The following is a 17,670-nucleotide window of genomic DNA, read 5'->3' as shown; positions in this document are numbered from 1 at the left end:
GCGAATTAAAGCGCCCTTTTTTATTTTTTTGCTTAAGAAAAGATTTTTAATAGTTCCTGAAAATCCCTGATTTCCGTATAGAGATTTGAATCGATCTCACTGCTATTATACTGCCAATTGCCAAAAACCTTGACGTGAATCGCCTGGCATCCCGCTTTAATAGCCGCCTCCATGTCAGATTTCAATGAATCTCCAATCATCCAAACATTTTTTTTGCCGAATTTATCCGTTAAATATTTCAGTTTTTCAACCTTACTTTCCGGAACAATTTCAATTTCATCAAAATATTTTTCAGTATCAGTCTCGGCAATCTTTCCTGTTTGGATTTTCAAATCTCCGATAGTCAGCAGAACCATATAATAACCTCTTTCTCTTAATGTCTTCAGAGTAGAAGCTACTTCTGGTTTTAGAGGAAACGGCCCATTTCCGAATTTAGCTGCCATATTATAAATTTCACTCTCAATTTCCTTCTTGGGGTCAATACCGATTTTCCAACAAATTTCCTGGTAAGTTTTTACCCAACAAGTCGGAAATCTTTCTTTGGAAAATTTCAAAACTTTAATCGCCGCCTTGTCAATATCTTCAAAAAATTGAATGGTTTCTACTACCGGAATAGTACGTGGTTTGATATTTTCGTAAATAATCTCCAGGCATTTAATTCTCAGTATCTCGTATATATATTGAGACCACCAAAGAGTTTCGTCGCCGTCAATCACTAAACACTTTTTCGCCATTTTTTCCTCCCTTATTTCTGATGAAATCTTTTGCCCCTTAATTCCGATGATAGCCCTCCTTTTTTGCGAGCCGCAAAAAATGCTTCTGCCATAATTTTTCTCTCTTCTTTAGGGGAAATCTTTTTAAATCTCGTGGCTTTTTCGCCCATAAACAATCGGCGAAGAAACAATTTGAATTTTTCCTTTTTACTCATTGTCTTGTCAAGAATTTTTTTCAAATCATCTATGTTTTTTATTCCTTTGGAATTTCCCGTTTCCTTATTGAAAGAAAAATCATTGATAAAATCATCAAATTTTTTCTCGATAATTTTTGCTTCTTTCGGGGTTATAATCCTGATGGCCGGTAATCGAAAAAAATTCATTATAACAAAATTATGTTTTTTCCGTAATTCACGTATTTTTTTACAGGTAACTTCTTCCGGCTCTATGCCTTCTCTTTTGGCTATCAGTCTTCGTAAAAATTCATCCAAACTACTCTTATTTTCTTCCATTTTGTCCTCCTTTTTTATTTTAAATAACTGTTATTATTCAAGCAAATTTTTCAGTTTTTGTCAATCCCGCACCTTTTAGCGATAATACTTTGCATTTAAAAATACCATTGCCAAAAGATGCGGGATCAAATAAAAAAACGCACTAACTATAATGCATTTTTTCAATGCCCCCGCCGCGAATCGGACGCGGATCTTGGGTTCCGCAAACCCACACTCTATCCGTTGAGCTACAGGGGCAAAAGAACAAAATTTTTCTATCCGTCCCGACGCTCCATTTTTATTGGAGGTCGAGATACCGACCCCTCAAGGCGTCGGTATTGAGCTACAGGGGCAAATTCTAGGCTTTCATTTTTATACAGCCATCGGCTACCATTTTTATAATATAGTCCTTTCTTTTTAAATTTTTTATTTTTTTCTCTATTTTTCTGGCGATACTTAAAGTTTCGTATTCTTGAGATAAAACCAATATCGGATGAATCATATTTCTCGTAGTTTGAGTATGTCCAGCGCTATGTTGTTGTAATCTTCTCTTAATATCCGACGTACTGCCAATATAAAATTTATTTATTTTATCTTTTAAAATATAAACGTAACCTTTCATAATAAATTTTTCTATCCGCCCCGACGCTTCGGTCGGGACTCCGACCCTTCAAGGCGTCGGAGTTGAGCTACAGGGGCAAAAAAATTCTAAATTTTCAGCCAGCGATTCAAGCGATCAGTCAAAGTTTCTTCAGTTTTAGTCAAATCTTCTTTTAAATATTTTTTCAAAATATCACGGACCATTAACGGATTTTGGTCATCCAAAGGAATGGAAAAATCCTGCAAGAGATTATTTTTTAAATCAATATAAAGTTTCTTAACATCCGGCGGCTGATAAACAATCCTGAAATTTTTTATATCAGACCATTCATAAAATCGGCTGCCGACTGCCATGCCATCTTCAAAAATATCGCATAAAACATCCATCGGCTCGCGGCGATTATGCAAAGTAATAATCGTCATGAACAAAATCAATAAAACAACAAAAAGAAAGTTGACTGTTACTATGGAATAAATAATAATCCCCAAAGAAATCAAACCGACAATTACATACCATGATTTTTCCCGTTCATATTTGGTATATTCGGGAAACTGCCAGCTTAAAAAATTTTTACCATGATCAATATTTTGATTTTTATTTTCTTGCATCATATTATTTTTGCTGTAATGAATTTAAAATAAAGTTAGAATTGGGATCATCAGGCCAGAGAACTTGAAAATGTTGAGCCCAATAAATCGCCGAGTCAATTTGCCCCATTGATTGATAAGTAGTGATTATTTCTTGATAAATAACTTTTAAAGCATTCGGATAAGGAGGAGTAAAACCCTTTAATATAGGATATGCTGATTTTTGATAATAGTCAATTGCCTTTTGGGGGTTGCCTATTTTTCTGTAAACAAATCCCAAATTAAGATAAACCGGCGTCATTTCATTAACAACATCGCGATAGTGCTCTTCGTTTAAAGACGGGTGGTTGAGGTCAGGATATAAAGAAATGGCTTTCTCGCACATTTTAACGGCTTGATCCCAATTTTCTTCATAAACCTTCAAATCACACCAATGATTGTAAACAAGAGCCGTGCCGGGGGTAAAATCCGCCGAATCTTGAAAAGCTTTTTCCGCGGCTTGAAAATCATTTTGATTTTTAGTCAAATTGGCCTTCTCGCTTTTTAACCAACTTAGCCAAATAATCGCTTCAATCGGCCTGATTTTTTGAGGAATCATTTCAATATTTTCTATACCTGTTTCCAACCAATCAAGTTTTTTTGTTGAAGATGAAAAACCGGCTTGATACAAACTTAAAGCGAATTCTTGATGAAAATAAGGATTATTCGGATTAAATTGTATCGCTCTTTCGTTTTCTTGAATCATTTCCTGCCAATCACCCATTGCTTTTGCCTTTTGGGCATTTAAAAAATAATGGCTGGATAAATATAATTTAAAATTGAATTGCCATGAACATAAAAAAATTAAACTTAAGACAAAAAGAATCATCAAGCTTTTAAGCGGGGTTAAAAATTCTTCCGGTTTTTCTTTTGAAATTAAATTATTTTCCGAGTCAGTCAAATTATTTGATAAAATAATCACCAAAACCATGAAAAGCCAAAAATAAAGCAAAGTGGACATTACATGAAATGAAAATTGAATGGAGGCCAAATAACCGAAAAGTCCGCTCAAAAGACAAAGAATTAGGAATTTAGAATTTGGAATTTGTTTCGGATTTCGGATTTCGGATTTCGGATTTTTAAATAGATATCTTAGCCCAAACCAAAATACACTACCAATCAAAAATAAATAACTCGCCAAACCTAAAAAACCTGAAATTAAAAGCGTGTCCAAAATATCATTATGAGCATAATCAAGATAAATATTAGGTTTTTCGTAAACGGCGAATATTGGCTGATAATATTTAGGGAAATTAAACCGCTGGCCACCCAAGCCATATCCCAAAATCGGCTTGTCTTTAATCAAATCCGCGCTTGCCTGCCAATGCATCAAGCGATATTGCCCGGCTTCTTTCAAATCAGTTAAGCTCATTAAACGGGTTAAAAGCGGATTTGCGGCCAATTTATCTTTTGAAATATTAAAATGCGGAGCGATAAATAACAATGAAATTATTATGAACAAAAAAATCGCGGGAAAAATAATCTTCTTTTTATCTCGGCGCCAGAAAAATAAAATACCCATGAAAACAATCATGACTAAGGCGCCAAGCCAGGCCCCGCGCGATTTGGTCCAAAGAAGATTTAAAAAAAGCAAAATTAATAAAAAGAATGAAAAATATTTGATTAATGATTTTTTGTTTATTAAACCAAAAATAACCAACGGTATGACCAGGAGCAACCAAGAACCCAAAAAATTCGGCTGACCGATGCTGGAAAAAATCCGCCCCATGACAAACGGATCATAAGTCCATTTGAATATGTCCAATCCTTTAAATTGCATGGCGCCATAGATGCCGACGAAAAAAGAAGAAGCCAAAATGGCCGCTAAAATCCGATAAATTTGATTTCTTTTTCTAATATTCAGAAGCAAAAGCAGCCCGAAAACAAAAAAATGGAGCCAGGTCAAATAACCCATTCTCCGCTCCCAAGATCCCCAAAAACTGAACCAGGGCACTTGAGAAAAAATCGTGGAAACGCCCAAAATGGCGATAAAAATACCGGCCGGAATAAAATATTTTATTCTTTGGCGGAAAATTTTAATATTTTCCCGATAAAAAAGAATAAATTTTACAAGATAAACAAATAATAAAATTTCCGTCAAATTTTGAAATAAAACATTTTTGGCAACTTCAAAAACATTATATAATCCCTGATCAAGATAAACAGGAATAAAAAAAATAATCGCCAACCAAAGGATCTCAATAACAATGTCTATTTTTTTGGTTTTCTCCGGCATATTTTTATTATTTGTCTTATTTGCTCCTTATGTTATTATATAATTATTATAATAGATAATCGTTTAAAAATCCAGCCCCTCTTAATATGATAAAAAATAAAAAAATTTTATGGCTGATTTGTGTAATAATTTTACTGATTTTAATTATTATTTTAATCAAATTTTCATCTCATCCCGAATCAACCAAGGTCTGTTTTAAAGATAATTGTTTCCAAACAGTTATTGCCAGAACGCCGCCTGAAATGGCCAAAGGATTGATGAATCAGCATCTTAAAAAAAATGGCGGCATGCTTTTTGTTTTTAAAACTCCGGTAAGTGATAAATTTTGGATGAAAAACACTCTGGAACCACTGGATATCATTTGGCTTGATGAAAACAAGCAAGTCATATTTATTTCAAAAAATACGCCGATTTGTGAGAAAGATCCCTGCCCAAATTACGGCACTGAACAAAAATCACTTTATGTTTTGGAAATTAAGGGCGGAGCAACTAACCAAATTGGATTGAATATTGGTGATAAATTGGATTTTTCACTTTAAATTTAATCTAACAAAAAAATTATTCGCCCGAAAAGGCGAATAATTTTTTTAAATACAGAAATTATTAAGATTTGTTGTGGCGGGCAGTGCGCTTAGATTCCAATTCGCTCAAACAAGTTTTTCTGATACGAACGTTTGCCGGCGTAATTTCCACCAATTCGTCGTCGCCGATATATTCCAAAGCATCTTCCAAGTCCATTATTTTCGGGGTATTAAAATGTTCAGTAATTCCATCTCCCCTGGAACGCATGTTCGATAATTTTTTTGTTTTACAAACATTAATCCAAATATCACCCGGCCGCGAATTTTGACCGACCACTTCGCCTTGATAAACTTGAATCGCCGGACCGTAAAATAAAATTCCGCGATCTTGAACATTGAGCAATCCGTATGAATTCGTCACGCCGGTTTCATGAGCAACCAAAGAACCCTGTTCTTTTTCTTTCCAATTTCCCGGATCAGGCAAATAATCATAAAAAGTCGTATTGATAATTCCCATGCCGCGCGTGTCGGTTAAAAATTCCGAACGATAACCGAAAAGTCCGCGTGTTGGAATTAAATATTCCAAATAGACGATTTTATCAACTATGTTCATTTCTTTAAGCATGCCTTTGCGGCCGCCTAATTTTTGAATGACAACTCCTTGGCTGACTTCCGGCACTTCAATAAATAATCTTTCAAAAGGCGTAACTTCTTGCCCATTAATTTTTTTATTAATTACTTGTGGACGGGAAACTTGCATTTCATAACTCTCGCGTCTTAACCGTTCAATCAAAATTGCCAAATGAAGCTCGCCGCGGCCGGAAACAACCCATTTGCCGTCAGAAGTGTCCTCAACGCGCAAGGCCATATCTGTCTCCAATTCCTTGAATAAACGCGCTCTAATCTGCCTGGAAGTGCAATATTTGCCCTCTTTTCCGGCAAAAGGCGAATCATTGATCATAAAAGTCATTTTAACCGTCGGTTCGTCAATTTTTAACAAAGGCAAGGCCTGAGAATCTTCCGGATCGGCAATCGTTTCGCCAATGGTTACTTCCGGAATACCGGCCAAAGCGACAATGTCGCCGGCGTTAACTTCTTCCGCTTCCACACGACTCAAACCGCTGAAAATCATTAAAGAATTCAAGCGATATTTTTTATGTTCTCCTTGGCGATTGATGTGCATAATATCCTGTCCCGCTTTTATGGTGCCATTATGAATTCTCCCTATCGCAATTCTGCCCTTAAATTCGTCAGCCGTAATATTTGAAATTAATATCTGCAACGGCTTGTTTTCTTCAACAATCGGCGACGGAATATGTTGAACAATGGATTCAAAAATCGGTTCAATATTTTTCATTTTTTCAAGTTCCGGATCCAAACCGGCTAAACCGTTTTTTGCCGAAGCGTAAACAATCGGAAAATTCAAACCCTGATCATCAGCGCCCAATTCCAAAAATAATTCCATGGTTTTTTCCACCACATAATCAATTCTGGCATCCGGCTTGTCAATTTTATTAATCACCACGATTATTTTATGTCCGATTTCCAGCGCTTTTTTCAAAACAAATCTGGTCTGAGGCATTGGTCCTTCTTTGGCGTCAACCAAAAGCAGACAGCCGTCAGCCATATTTAAAACGCGTTCCACTTCTCCGCCGAAATCAGCATGACCCGGAGTGTCTATGATATTGATTTTAATATCTTTCCAAACCACGGAAGCATTTTTGGAAAAAATCGTAATGCCTCTTTCGCGTTCCAAATCATTGCTGTCCATAATCAATTCCGATTGAGCGATTTCTTTGTTCAAATGAGTTTTTGATTGGCGCAATAAAGCATCCACGAGCGTGGTTTTACCGTGGTCAACGTGGGCGATAATTGCGATGTTTCTGATTTTTAACATAATATATTTTTAACAAATAAAGGGTACTAGACCCTTTTTTGCCTGCGCTCGCTCGGAAAAGAAAATAAATTTTCTCTTCCCTCACTTGCTTGGCAATAAAAGGCTTTTGAATTTGAAAAACCTTTTATTTAATTTCAGTTTAACAAATTTGTAAAAACAATGTGCTGCTTGTTATTCTATAACTGCTTTGATTCTTCTGACTCCGGCGCTGCTTGCTTCTTCTTTGATAATTTTAAAACTGCCGAGTTCTTGAGTATTTTTGGCATGTGGTCCGCCACAAATCTCTTTTGAAAAATTATTGATGCTGTAAACTTTTACTTTTTCTCCATATTTACTTTCAAAAACTCCCATGGCACCTTTTTCTTTTGCCTCGTTCAAAGTCATTTCTTCGCAAATCACGGGCAAATTTTCTTTAATTTTTTGATTAACTATTTCTTCAACTTTTTTTATTTCTTCCGGTGTCATTTTTTGTGAATGAGAGAAATCAAATCTTAATCTTTCGGCCGTGATATTGCTTCCTTTTTGAAAAACGTGATCTCCCAAAACCTGCCTTAAAGCCGCCAGCATCAAATGCGCCGCGGTATGAAGTTTTGTCGTCTGCTCGCCGGAATCCGCCAATCCGCCTTTAAACATGCCTGCTGAAGCCGTGCGCGAAAGTTCTTGATGTTTTTTAATTTCTTCATTAAGACCTTCCTCATCTAATTCTAGTCCCTCTTTTTTGGCAATTTCTCTTATTCTATCAATAGATAACCCGTATGTTTGACGCCAATTAAAAGCAACTTTGCCGGAAATTTTATTATTTGGGCCATTTGTTGGACCAGGAGCGCCCGTTGGACTATAAATCTCACGTATTGATTGTGCAGCACCCGTTGCTACAGATATCCCTCTCTCTTCTGATTTACCAAATTTTTTTTCTTCATTAACCAATTGATTAATTATTAAATCTTTATTTTTATTCAAATCGGGATAGACATCTTGATAAATTTTAATCACTTCTTCGGCGATTTTAAAACAAAAAATATCTTTAATGCCTAATCGTTGACCGCACCCAATGGCTAGACGAATTAATCGACGTACTACATAACCTTGTTTTTGATTTGAGGGTTCTACTCCATTTTTGTCGCCAATAATAAAAGTCGCGGCTTTAAGATGATCGGCAATAATACGGAATTCTTTTTTATTATCTTCATATTTTTTGCCGGACAATTCCTCAATTTTTTGAATAATCGGCCCAAAAACATCAGTTTTATAATTATCATCAAATCCGTTTATTATTGCCAATGTTCTTTCTAACCCCATACCTGTATCAACATTTTTCTGTTTTAATGGGATAAATTCGTAAAAATTTTCTGGAATTTCTTTGTTGTTTAATATCAAATTATCATACTCTTCTTTTTTTTCTAGTCTTATTTGTTTAAAATACTGCATAAAAACGTCGTTCCAAATTTCCACCCATCGTTTATCGTCTGGATTAAATTCTTTCGGGGCCACTTCTTTGCCTACCCAGTAGAACATTTCCGTATCCGGCCCACAGGGTCCAGTTTCTCCAGCCGGTCCCCACCAATTATTTTTTTTAGGCAATTCTTTTATTCTTGTTTCAGGGATGTTCAAACTTAACCAAACTTTCTTGGATTCCTCATCTTTCGGAGCATCTTCGTCTCCTTCAAAAATAGAAATGGCTAATTTTTCTTTTTCCAAACCAAGCCACTCTTTTTTTGTTAAAAATTCAAAACTAAATTTTATCGCCTCTTCTTTAAAATAATCTCCGAGTGACCAATTACCGAGCATTTCAAAAAAAGCATGATGAGTTTCATCGCCAACCTCGTCAATATCATCAGTGCGAACACAAAGCTGAATATCAACCAGTCTTTTCCCTTCGGGATGTTTTTCGCCCATAAGATAAGGAACTAACGGTTGCATACCGGCTGAAATAAAAAGTGCAGTCGGATCATTTTCCGGAATTAAAGAAGCTGAGGATATAATTGTATGCCCTTTTTCTTCAAAAAATTTTAAATATTTTTCTCTGATTTCTTTTGAATTCATAAAAAAATTAATGCTTAATCTGAACGATAAACGTAATTAATGTAATCAGAAAAAGCCAGCCAATGGTGTAAAAAAACATTTTTATCGCTTCGGATTTGCGATTCTCAGAATACAACAAAAGCGGTTTTCCCAAAACGAGCATGCCGGTAATCGCGGCGGATAAAACAAAAAGCAACAAAAATGCCACCGGCGCCAAGAAATTATCCATTTTGCTGAATATTTTATCGCCGTTTCGCAAAATAAATGAAATGCCGATGACGTAAACAGCCACGCCAATCGCATTCAATAAACTGATAAAAATTGATTTTTGATTTTTCATGGTTTAATTATCTTTAAAATATTTATCAGTAAGCTTTTTGGACTCTCGCTCTTTTCTTTTTTCTTCCCGATTTTTAATTATTACTTCATATGAAGTTTGTAACAACCATAACACACCTAATATTTCTAATCCAATCTTGGCGCCCTCCCACGTCCCACCGAAAAAGACAATTAGAACTCCACTTGCTATTACAATAGTGCCTATTAGTATTGATATTTTCTCAAACATAATATTCTTAAGCTCTCTTTAATAAATTTATTTTGGATCCACGCCTGGAACTATTATCACATCAATAATACCAGAAATTTTTTTTAAATCTTTTGAAAATTTATCAGGTATCGGAGTATTTTTTTCATTATATATAAAAATAATAAGTGATTTATAATCAGTAGAAGTCACTAAATAACCAGCAGCATCGTCATTAATTTCTTTCTGAATTTTTTTAATATCTTGCTTTTTTCTTAAATATTTACATTCTAATAATAATTTAGCATCTGGAATTCCAAAATCTGGTTTGTATGAAATGGTGCCAAATTTTGGTAAATTGAGTTCTTCTTCAAGATTTAAAAAATGACTTTTCAGTATTGGAAATAGAAAATTTTGCAGTTCTTTTTCATTTTTTAATAAATTTTTTAATCGTAATTGATACCGATTAAATTTTTTTAATATTAAAATTGTTTTTAAAATAATATTTTTTCTTTCTTTAATTTGATCACTTTCAGGAACATATTCAAGGATTTTAAATTCGGGTAAAGATTGTGTAACCTTATAAAATAATTTTTCTAAGAAATCTTGTTCATCCGCTCCAATAGATAATTCAACAAACTGATTATGCTTAAAAAAGGTGGAACCAAAATCAAATATGTTTTTGTATAATTTGGGGCCTTCTTGTATATGTATAGAACAAACAAAATAATCAAGTAAAGAAAAATCAATATCTCTCCAATTATTTTTAAACTCATTATAAGTTTCGTAACTTATATCCTTGTAGGGTAGAGATAATGTCAATCTAAATAAGGAAATTTGAGCATCTTGAAATTTAATTTTTACAATAACCAAAATACATTCTATAATTTTCTCAAGTTGTCCTAGAAAATCTACAGAATTACCTTTTATCTTTTGTATACTTTTAGTAATTTTCATAGTTTAAAATAAAATACTTCAGTCTATCCACAAAACTTTTTCCGGCAGAAAGAATAGTCTCTACAATGGGATTGCTGTTTGTCGCCGATCACTCTACTCTTAGACAAACAAGGGGAAATTCGCTTCTCGCACTACTGGACACGTTTAGAGCCGTGAGAAAAAAAGATAGTAGAAGAATTAAAAAGAATTTTATCTCTCAACCCTTTTTCTTAATTCATCTATAACAGCTTTCTGCCAGTATTTCATGGAAAACCAACTAATCAACGGCCCTGCAACTATACGGAGCCAGCGTTTATGGATAACAACTTGATAAGTGTAATCAATCACGGTTCCTTCCGGGCATTCAGAGAGCAATAATTCTTCGTGACCGGAAGTTCCAAATTTAGGACTCTCATTATCCGAAATAAATCCCTTTCCGGGGAGAATCCGAGTTTTCATTTTTACCGGGAACTTTTGGCCGAACGATTTGACAGTCGCATTTATTTCCAAATTATTTTCTCCATGCTTTACGACTTGTATAGATTCCGCAACTTTCGGAAAATACTCAGGCCATTTTTCAAAGTCAGTTATTATGTTAAACACCTCTGTCAGAGGAGCTTTGATGAGCCACTTGGCGTGAAGAGTGATTTTTTCTTTCATATAAAAATTATACCAAAAATTGATGGAGAGGGTGAATTCGCTTCTCGCCACTGCTGTGGCTCGAAGTAAAAGTACTGAGCTTGTCGAAGTACGGAGAGGGTGGGATTCGAACCCACGAGGACATTACTGCCCTAACAGTTTTCAAGACTGTCGCTTTCGACCGCTCAGCCACCTCTCCATGTTTATTTTATATTTTTTCCAATGTATCTTTTAGTAAGAACTTTATTCTCTCTTTACCTTTCCCTGACTTTAAAAATAATTCTTCTTTTTCCGCGTCAATTTTTGAGAGAAAACACTCGTAATAAATTAAACTCCATGGTCCATTATTTTTAGTAAAAACAGATTTACCGGAGTTATGCTCTTTAATTCTTCTTTTTAAATCGTTAGTAAATCCTTTATATAGCTTACTATTCTTTTTACTTTTTAGAATATAAACGTAATACATAAAAAATATCGCTCCCAGCCCAAGGCTGGTCGGCCTCGGGCCGAAGCCACCTCTCCATATCTATTTAAAACAAAACCAGAATACCCTATTTTTAAACAGGGTATTTCAAATAACTACACTTCCGTTTAAAAACGGAAGGAGTGGGATTTGAACCCACGGTACGGATTAAAACCCGTACAGAGGTTTAGCAAACCTCCGCCTTAAACCACTCGGCCATCCTTCCATAAATCAAATTATTTTATAACTTTTTAGTTAAGCTTTCGTAAAGACCAATAATTTTTAATAACAGTTTAACATCAAAATATTTAATTGTACATGTCCCTCTATAATCAATTCTTTTCATTCTATTTGTCGGATTTGTGATTGTCGGTTTATAAAATTGAGTTGTCGGCACATCCAATAAATCACTCCAAAATTCCGTAATTTCTTTAGGAGAATGAGTTGAATGAAGCTGCAAATGAATTCTGATTTTATCTTCATTAATTTCAAAACCGCGTCTTAAAAGCCCTAGAAATACTTTAACCAAGTTATAATCACTATTGGAAAAAGCGACAAAATTACTGGATGGATATTTTGATCCCTCGCACCAATATAATAAACTGACAAAAATTTTGGCAAGATTTTTATCGATTTTCAAATTGTCGCATAAATTACGCAAATCAGATTTCAAAAATTCTTCCTTCTGTCTGGCTAAATTAAATGCTTTGGCGTCAGAGGGAATGTCTCTAACCCAGCGAGAAATGGTAAAATTGGGAACTTTAAGTTTTTTCTCTATTTCTCTGATTGATAAGCCCTTTTTTCTTTCTTTTCTTGCTTCTTGAACAACTTTTTGATCGTAAAATTTCATAAATCTAATTTATCAAAGAATTTCTGAAATGTCAATGGTTCACAAACCGCCACCATATTGTCCGTCGCAACCATCCGGTTTGAACAGGATAACAGATTTAATACTATTTTATTTTATCAAAAAAATTTTAAATGTCAACCTCTAATTTCGGTTAATAAATATCAAGGGTTTGACCCTATTGCCCCCACACCAAAACTCAACATAAAGCTTTCTTAATAGATAAAAATAAAAGCGAAGCGGCTTCGCCTTCTAATTTTGATAATATGCCAATCAGGTGTTAAGTTTGGTGTGAGGGCTTGCCAAAAAGTCAAATTTGTATTATAATATTATAATAATTTTGAAATTATGCCTTGTCTCAAAACACCATTAAGTGAATTGACTTCGGCGAGCAAAACAACCTTAAACCGTTTGGAAAAATTAAAAATTCAAACGGCCGAGGATTTGCTGTATCATTTTCCTTTTCGCTATGACGATTACAGCAAAATTTTAACCATTGCCGAATTGAAAACAAAAAAATCCGGCACAATTAAAGGAAAAATCAGCTTAATCGCCAATCACCGTTCACCGCGAAAAAAAATGGTTATTACCGAGGCGATTATTTCCGACAAAACTGATTCTATTAAAGTGGTCTGGTTCAACCAGCCTTTTTTAACAAAAATTTTACGATCCGGACTGGAAATTTATTTGGCCGGAAAAATAGATGTTGACGATTATTACGGAATGCAATTTCTGAATCCGTCCTACGAAATCGTAAACAGCAAAGATCCGATCCACACCGGCCGATTAGTGCCGATTTATCCCGCCACGGTCAATTTGAGCCAAAAACAAATCCGCTATCTTATCCGCCAGACCATTCCTTTGACGCAAGATATTGAAGATTGGCTGCCCAGAGAAATAAGGAGTAAATATAATTTAACAAGTACTACTTTTGCCTTGGAGCAAATTCATTTTCCGCAAAACAGGGAATGGCTGGAACGAGCCGCTCACCGCTTGAAATTTGACGAATTATTTTTAATTCAAACCCGCAATCAATTGGTCCGCCAAAAAATCAAAAGTTTGGTCGCGCCGAAAATTGAATTCAAATTGGAAGAAACGAAAAAATTTGTTGACAACTTGCCTTTCAAACTAACCGATGCCCAGAGAAAATCCAGTTGGGAAATCATCAATAATTTGGAAACAAGCGCGCCGATGAACCGGCTTCTTGAAGGCGACGTAGGCAGCGGAAAAACCATTGTCGGCGTTTTAGCCATTTTAAACGTTCTTTTAAACGGTTATCAAGTGGCTTATATGGCTCCGACTGAAATTTTGGCCGAGCAGCATTTTAAAAATATCACCGAATTGCTGAAAGATTACCCGTTCAAAATCGGGCTTTTGACTCGTGAAAATATCAAAACGAATAAGGACGAAAAAAATAAAAAAGTGAAAATTTATGAAGAAATATCTTCCGGAAAAATAAAATTGATTATCGGCACTCATTCTTTAATTCAAGAAAAAGTAAAATTCAAGAATTTGGCCATGACGATTATTGACGAACAGCACCGTTTCGGCGTAGCGCAAAGAGCCGCGTTTCTGGCAAAGTCCAATCCCGACATGACACAGACTAACACGGACGAAACACGGACAGACACAGACACATCTACACAGACTAACGCAGATATAACACGGACTGATACGGACAAAAAAAATAATAATCTGTTATACGAAAATTTAACTTATCAAATCAGGGGAATAATGTTTAAAATTAAAAAAGAACTTGGTTTGGGCCATAAAGAAAATATCTATCAAAAAGCAATTGAGAAAGAATTTAAAAAAAATAATATAAAATTTGAAAAAGAAAAAATTATAAATATCCAATACGATAATGAAAAAATAGGCACTTACAGACCGGATTTTATCGTTGATGATAAAATAATTGTGGAAATAAAAGCTTTGCCTTCTATCGGTAAATTTGAAACGGAACAAATTTGGCATTATTTGAAAAGCAGCGATTATCATTTGGCGTTATTAGTCAATTTTGGGAAAGATGATATTCAAATAAAAAGAACGATTCATGGCTACATGAAACAGACTGACACAGACGAAGCACTGACCGACACAGACAATAAAAAAAATCACATGGAAAGTCCGCGTAAGTCAGCGTCCAGTCAGTGTAAGTCCGCGTTAATGCCGCATTTTTTATCAATGACCGCCACCCCGATTCCCCGCTCAGTCGCTTTGACTCTTTACGGCGATTTGGATTTATCCATTATTGACGAAATGCCGCCGGGCAGAAAAAAAGTTTTAACCAGCATTGTCAAACCTGATGAAACGGAAAAGATTTATAAATTTATCCGCGAAGAAATAAAAAATGGCCGTCAAATCTTCGTTATTTGCCCTTTAATCGACCAATCTGATCAACTGGGCGTAAAATCAGTCAAAGAAGAATATAAAAAATTATCGGAAAAAATATTCCCTGACTTAACTTTGGGATTTCTCCACGGCCGAATGAAAGCCAAAGAGAAAGAAGAGATAATGAAAAAATTCGACCAAAATAAAATCAATATTTTAATTTCCACGACCGTAATTGAAGTCGGAATTGACATACCAAACGCTTCGGTGATGATTGTTGAAGGAGCAGAAAGATTCGGACTGGCCCAGCTTTATCAATTGCGCGGCAGAATCGGCCGAGCCGAACATCAATCTCACTGTTTTCTATTTTTGGAAAATGAAGGCGAAAAAGCAAAACAAAGATTAAAAGCTCTAATTACCGCTCAAAATGGCTTTGAATTAGCGGAAATGGATTTGGAAATGCGCGGACCGGGAGAAGTTTTTGGCACCAGCCAAGCCGGATTTTTCACTGACTTGAAAATTGCCCGACTTTCCGATGTTGTTATTTTAAAAGAAGCTCAAGAAGCGGCTGATAAAGTTTTCAACAAAGATAACAGTTTAAAAACTTATCCTTTGCTGCAAAATAAAATAAGCCAGTTTGCTCAAACAGCTCATTTGGAGTAAATAATTGATAAATAAAAAAAAGACTTGTTTAACAAGTCTTTTTTTTATTTAAATATCAATTTTGATTTTTTCTTTCTAGTCCCTCTAATTCTATTACTCTTTCTTCTAAACCAGGATTTTCTCGGAATAATAATTGTCGGGCTATTTCAAATCCAGTATCCACTACTGCAAATTTACCTTCTATATTACTTGTAGAATTTTTAAGTTTAATATATTGCTCAACGCCGGGGTCATTTCTAAGTTCATTTAATCTATATTTTTCTTCCTCAGTTAGTTCTGTTTTTTTATTTTGTGAATCGTCGGAATTAAATTCTCCTTCTTGTTCTATATCACTCATATATTCACCTCATTGAGATTGTTTGAAAAACAATCTTTTAATTGATTATATATCACTTTATTTACCGACAATTTTTTGATATTCTTGCCAAAAACCATCTTGAAAAACCTCTTGACCATAATCAGCTGTTATCTTTTCTACCTTCTCAATCAGTCTTTGACGCGCATATTCTTCTTCTATATTATTGTCTATTTCTTTATAAACCAGTAAGTAAAATTTAATTTCATCAATTGCATTCTCTAAATTTTTTCTATCCTGTTCTATCCTTTGCGATGGTGTCATATCACTTGGAGGCGCATTATCAGGATGTCGCTCATTCATAAACTCAACAAATTTATAGGAATTGATAATACCACTTCCTATCATTGGAGGAAATGATGTATATCTTATATTATCTTTAATAAATCCTTCTTGATCAACCCAAAATTGAATTTCATCACCATTGGAAAGATATTTTACTTTAGCTGGATAAATATTTTGATAGGTAAGTTTTATTTGCTCATCTTTAAGAAATTTTCCAATTCCTTCCTTCGGTTCTTTTTTTGAAATATCAAAAAAATATTCCTCCATTAATTTTTTATTTCCGGCATCTGCAGAATCCATAGCTGTATTAAAATCTTTTTGGATTTCCTGGTAATACTCAAGATGTTTTTGTGTTTCTTTTTCTTGTTCGGTCATTTGTTCTCCACTGACAGGCGCTACTTGTTCTTGCTGAGTTTGTTGAACTTGTTCTTTTTGAGCAGCAAACGCCGGTTCGCCAGCGGCAAAAGTAGTTAAAATAGCTAAACCATAAATAAACTTTCCAATTATGCGAGGAGCATTGGAAAATTTATTAGAAAACCTTTCTTCACCATCTTGAATCTGAGCAGTAATATCTGATTTAAATTCTTTTTTCTCCGGAAATTGCGATCCTGGTTCAAATTGTCGTTCAAAATTTGACATATTAAAATTTATTTATAAATCTTAGCCGCCCAGCGACTCAATCATTTTCTCTTCTTCATTAAGAAGAGATTGGATGGATTCCTGATTTCCGGAAGCAATTATTTTTATTTTCTCTTTTAAATTCGCGGTTAATTTATTGAGATTGTCCGGGCTATTCTGAATTAAATCAATAAAAATATCAACTTGTTCTAAATTAAGTTGATGAATTAGCTGAAACCAAAGTTTTTTATCCTCCTCGTCAAGTAATGAAGAAATAATAATTTTCTCTAATTTCCGCTTCTGGGCAATGGTTTCAGTAAAGGTCTGCACGTTTGTTTGTGTTTCAGCCATATATTTATATTATCATAAAATGGCCCAATTGTCAATGGCCATTTTCTAGTTAAGTGGTAGGTTTCACCTACCAATAGAGTTATAGGGGTTCTGTCAAATTTTTTGTCTATCCCAAAACCACTTTTATCGCTTGGTTCAAATTTTCTTCCTGAATAATTTTTATTTTCTCAAACAGAAAAACCCTGCGGCAAACCGCAGGGTTTTTCTGTCGCACGGTAAAAATATTATCTAAGATCTGTTCAAGGAAGCAAAATATTCTTGAGAAAATTCTCCGAGTGTTTTAGTCATTTTTTCTTGATAATTCTCTATATGAGAAGAGAAAAAATTTTGCAGTTCTTCGGAGGCAGGATTTTTATCCATTATTTTCTCATATTCAGCTAATCCTTTTTCATCCAAATAGTTAAGAGAGGTCAAACCTAATCGACGTTCAACCTGTTCTATTAATTTGTCTTTGTAGAGATCTATCTCCTCCGGCGGCAAATTAATTTCAGCTTGACGCACGAGTTCGTCAACAAAATTTTTGATTGGATTTTCTTCTGGCATAAATTT

Annotated in this window: 19 protein-coding genes and 3 tRNA genes; 2 read left to right on the top strand and 20 right to left on the bottom strand. The window is 34.7% G+C overall.

Annotated elements, in window-relative coordinates; translation table 11 throughout:
- Nucleotides 1-32 precede the first annotated feature (32 nt).
- The 6 genes from PHF10_01090 to PHF10_01065 all read right to left on the bottom strand — a co-directional run bounded on the left by PHF10_01090 (nt 33) and on the right by PHF10_01065 (nt 4,667).
- Entirely contained in the window at nt 33-734 is a 702-nt protein-coding gene (locus tag PHF10_01090) for an HAD family hydrolase (GenBank protein ID MDD5534330.1), read from the bottom strand.
- Nucleotides 735-745: 11 nt separating this feature from the next.
- Nucleotides 746-1,225: a hypothetical protein gene (locus PHF10_01085; GenBank protein MDD5534329.1), complete on the bottom strand. Its 480-nt coding sequence runs from the start codon at nt 1,223-1,225 to the stop codon at nt 746-748.
- 165 nt (nt 1,226-1,390) lie between these two features.
- Nucleotides 1,391-1,462 (bottom strand) — tRNA-Arg (locus PHF10_01080).
- Nucleotides 1,463-1,562: 100 nt separating this feature from the next.
- On the bottom strand, nt 1,563-1,826 hold the full coding sequence (locus tag PHF10_01075) for a GIY-YIG nuclease family protein (protein MDD5534328.1): 264 nt from the start codon (nt 1,824-1,826) through the stop codon (nt 1,563-1,565).
- A gap of 86 nt (nt 1,827-1,912) precedes the next feature.
- Entirely contained in the window at nt 1,913-2,416 is a 504-nt protein-coding gene (locus PHF10_01070) for a DUF5673 domain-containing protein (GenBank protein MDD5534327.1), read from the bottom strand.
- Between the two features lies 1 nt (nt 2,417).
- A complete protein-coding gene (locus PHF10_01065) occupies nt 2,418-4,667 on the bottom strand; it encodes an O-antigen ligase family protein (protein ID MDD5534326.1) in 2,250 nt (749 codons plus the stop codon).
- 86 nt (nt 4,668-4,753) lie between these two features.
- Between PHF10_01065 and PHF10_01060 the strand changes: the two genes are divergently transcribed.
- Complete coding sequence (locus PHF10_01060; protein ID MDD5534325.1) at nt 4,754-5,206, top strand: DUF192 domain-containing protein; 453 nt, start codon at nt 4,754-4,756, stop codon at nt 5,204-5,206.
- 64 nt (nt 5,207-5,270) lie between these two features.
- Here the strand turns inward: PHF10_01060 and typA are convergent, their stop codons facing one another.
- The 10 genes from typA to PHF10_01010 all read right to left on the bottom strand — a co-directional run bounded on the left by typA (nt 5,271) and on the right by PHF10_01010 (nt 12,521).
- A complete protein-coding gene (typA, locus tag PHF10_01055; GenBank protein ID MDD5534324.1) occupies nt 5,271-7,085 on the bottom strand; it encodes a translational GTPase TypA in 1,815 nt (604 codons plus the stop codon).
- 171 nt (nt 7,086-7,256) lie between these two features.
- A complete protein-coding gene (locus tag PHF10_01050) occupies nt 7,257-9,128 on the bottom strand; it encodes an alanine--tRNA ligase (protein MDD5534323.1) in 1,872 nt (623 codons plus the stop codon).
- A gap of 7 nt (nt 9,129-9,135) precedes the next feature.
- Nucleotides 9,136-9,447 (bottom strand): hypothetical protein, encoded by a 312-nt coding sequence (locus tag PHF10_01045; protein MDD5534322.1) that lies wholly within the window; start codon nt 9,445-9,447, stop codon nt 9,136-9,138.
- Nucleotides 9,448-9,450: 3 nt separating this feature from the next.
- Nucleotides 9,451-9,675, bottom strand: a complete 225-nt coding sequence (locus tag PHF10_01040; GenBank protein ID MDD5534321.1) for a hypothetical protein — start codon at nt 9,673-9,675, stop codon at nt 9,451-9,453.
- Nucleotides 9,676-9,702: 27 nt separating this feature from the next.
- A complete protein-coding gene (locus PHF10_01035; GenBank protein MDD5534320.1) occupies nt 9,703-10,590 on the bottom strand; it encodes a hypothetical protein in 888 nt (295 codons plus the stop codon).
- Between the two features lie 189 nt (nt 10,591-10,779).
- The gene (locus tag PHF10_01030) at nt 10,780-11,229 is read right to left on the bottom strand and encodes an SRPBCC family protein (GenBank protein MDD5534319.1); all 450 of its coding nucleotides are present in this window, start codon (nt 11,227-11,229) and stop codon (nt 10,780-10,782) included.
- A 91-nt stretch (nt 11,230-11,320) separates the two neighbouring features.
- A tRNA-Ser gene (locus PHF10_01025) sits at nt 11,321-11,407 on the bottom strand.
- Nucleotides 11,408-11,416: 9 nt separating this feature from the next.
- Entirely contained in the window at nt 11,417-11,674 is a 258-nt protein-coding gene (locus PHF10_01020; protein MDD5534318.1) for a GIY-YIG nuclease family protein, read from the bottom strand.
- Nucleotides 11,675-11,806: 132 nt separating this feature from the next.
- Nucleotides 11,807-11,897: transfer RNA gene (locus PHF10_01015), tRNA-Ser, on the bottom strand.
- Nucleotides 11,898-11,912: 15 nt separating this feature from the next.
- A complete protein-coding gene (locus PHF10_01010) occupies nt 11,913-12,521 on the bottom strand; it encodes a hypothetical protein (GenBank protein MDD5534317.1) in 609 nt (202 codons plus the stop codon).
- 345 nt (nt 12,522-12,866) lie between these two features.
- Here PHF10_01010 and PHF10_01005 point away from each other — a divergent pair, with 345 nt between their 5' ends.
- Nucleotides 12,867-15,512 (top strand): GxxExxY protein, encoded by a 2,646-nt coding sequence (locus PHF10_01005; GenBank protein MDD5534316.1) that lies wholly within the window; start codon nt 12,867-12,869, stop codon nt 15,510-15,512.
- A 55-nt stretch (nt 15,513-15,567) separates the two neighbouring features.
- On the opposite strand, the gene PHF10_01000 is transcribed toward PHF10_01005, so the two are convergent.
- From PHF10_01000 to PHF10_00985, 4 genes are all read right to left on the bottom strand, one after another.
- Nucleotides 15,568-15,849, bottom strand: coding sequence for a hypothetical protein (locus tag PHF10_01000; protein ID MDD5534315.1), 282 nt, complete (start codon nt 15,847-15,849; stop codon nt 15,568-15,570).
- Between the two features lie 57 nt (nt 15,850-15,906).
- Nucleotides 15,907-16,791, bottom strand: coding sequence for a hypothetical protein (locus PHF10_00995; protein ID MDD5534314.1), 885 nt, complete (start codon nt 16,789-16,791; stop codon nt 15,907-15,909).
- A 21-nt stretch (nt 16,792-16,812) separates the two neighbouring features.
- Nucleotides 16,813-17,121 carry a hypothetical protein gene (locus PHF10_00990; GenBank protein MDD5534313.1) on the bottom strand — a complete coding sequence of 103 codons (309 nt, stop codon included), beginning with the start codon at nt 17,119-17,121 and terminating at the stop codon, nt 16,813-16,815.
- Between the two features lie 228 nt (nt 17,122-17,349).
- A complete protein-coding gene (locus PHF10_00985) occupies nt 17,350-17,664 on the bottom strand; it encodes a DUF5663 domain-containing protein (protein ID MDD5534312.1) in 315 nt (104 codons plus the stop codon).
- Nucleotides 17,665-17,670 lie beyond the last annotated feature (6 nt).

It is taken from the genome of Patescibacteria group bacterium (genome assembly GCA_028716665.1).
Taxonomy (GTDB): Bacteria; Patescibacteriota; Patescibacteriia; order UBA2591; family JAQUPP01; genus JAQUPP01.
Note: the sequence above shows the minus strand (reverse complement) of the source record. Positions and strands in the feature narration are given on the sequence as shown.

Coding starts and splice junctions, on each gene's coding strand:
- PHF10_01020 (MDD5534318.1), bottom strand. CDS start 11,674: ATGTATTACGTTTATATTCTAAAAAGTAAAAAGAATAGTAAGCTATAT.
- PHF10_01090 (MDD5534330.1), bottom strand. CDS start 734: ATGGCGAAAAAGTGTTTAGTGATTGACGGCGACGAAACTCTTTGGTGG.
- PHF10_01070 (MDD5534327.1), bottom strand. CDS start 2,416: ATGATGCAAGAAAATAAAAATCAAAATATTGATCATGGTAAAAATTTT.
- PHF10_01035 (MDD5534320.1), bottom strand. CDS start 10,590: ATGAAAATTACTAAAAGTATACAAAAGATAAAAGGTAATTCTGTAGAT.
- PHF10_00990 (MDD5534313.1), bottom strand. CDS start 17,121: ATGGCTGAAACACAAACAAACGTGCAGACCTTTACTGAAACCATTGCC.
- PHF10_01000 (MDD5534315.1), bottom strand. CDS start 15,849: ATGAGTGATATAGAACAAGAAGGAGAATTTAATTCCGACGATTCACAA.
- PHF10_01045 (MDD5534322.1), bottom strand. CDS start 9,447: ATGAAAAATCAAAAATCAATTTTTATCAGTTTATTGAATGCGATTGGC.
- PHF10_01050 (MDD5534323.1), bottom strand. CDS start 9,128: ATGAATTCAAAAGAAATCAGAGAAAAATATTTAAAATTTTTTGAAGAA.
- PHF10_01030 (MDD5534319.1), bottom strand. CDS start 11,229: ATGAAAGAAAAAATCACTCTTCACGCCAAGTGGCTCATCAAAGCTCCT.
- PHF10_01085 (MDD5534329.1), bottom strand. CDS start 1,225: ATGGAAGAAAATAAGAGTAGTTTGGATGAATTTTTACGAAGACTGATA.
- PHF10_01060 (MDD5534325.1), top strand. CDS start 4,754: ATGATAAAAAATAAAAAAATTTTATGGCTGATTTGTGTAATAATTTTA.
- PHF10_01040 (MDD5534321.1), bottom strand. CDS start 9,675: ATGTTTGAGAAAATATCAATACTAATAGGCACTATTGTAATAGCAAGT.
- PHF10_01005 (MDD5534316.1), top strand. CDS start 12,867: ATGCCTTGTCTCAAAACACCATTAAGTGAATTGACTTCGGCGAGCAAA.
- PHF10_00995 (MDD5534314.1), bottom strand. CDS start 16,791: ATGTCAAATTTTGAACGACAATTTGAACCAGGATCGCAATTTCCGGAG.
- PHF10_00985 (MDD5534312.1), bottom strand. CDS start 17,664: ATGCCAGAAGAAAATCCAATCAAAAATTTTGTTGACGAACTCGTGCGT.
- PHF10_01075 (MDD5534328.1), bottom strand. CDS start 1,826: ATGAAAGGTTACGTTTATATTTTAAAAGATAAAATAAATAAATTTTAT.
- PHF10_01010 (MDD5534317.1), bottom strand. CDS start 12,521: ATGAAATTTTACGATCAAAAAGTTGTTCAAGAAGCAAGAAAAGAAAGA.
- typA (MDD5534324.1), bottom strand. CDS start 7,085: ATGTTAAAAATCAGAAACATCGCAATTATCGCCCACGTTGACCACGGT.
- PHF10_01065 (MDD5534326.1), bottom strand. CDS start 4,667: ATGCCGGAGAAAACCAAAAAAATAGACATTGTTATTGAGATCCTTTGG.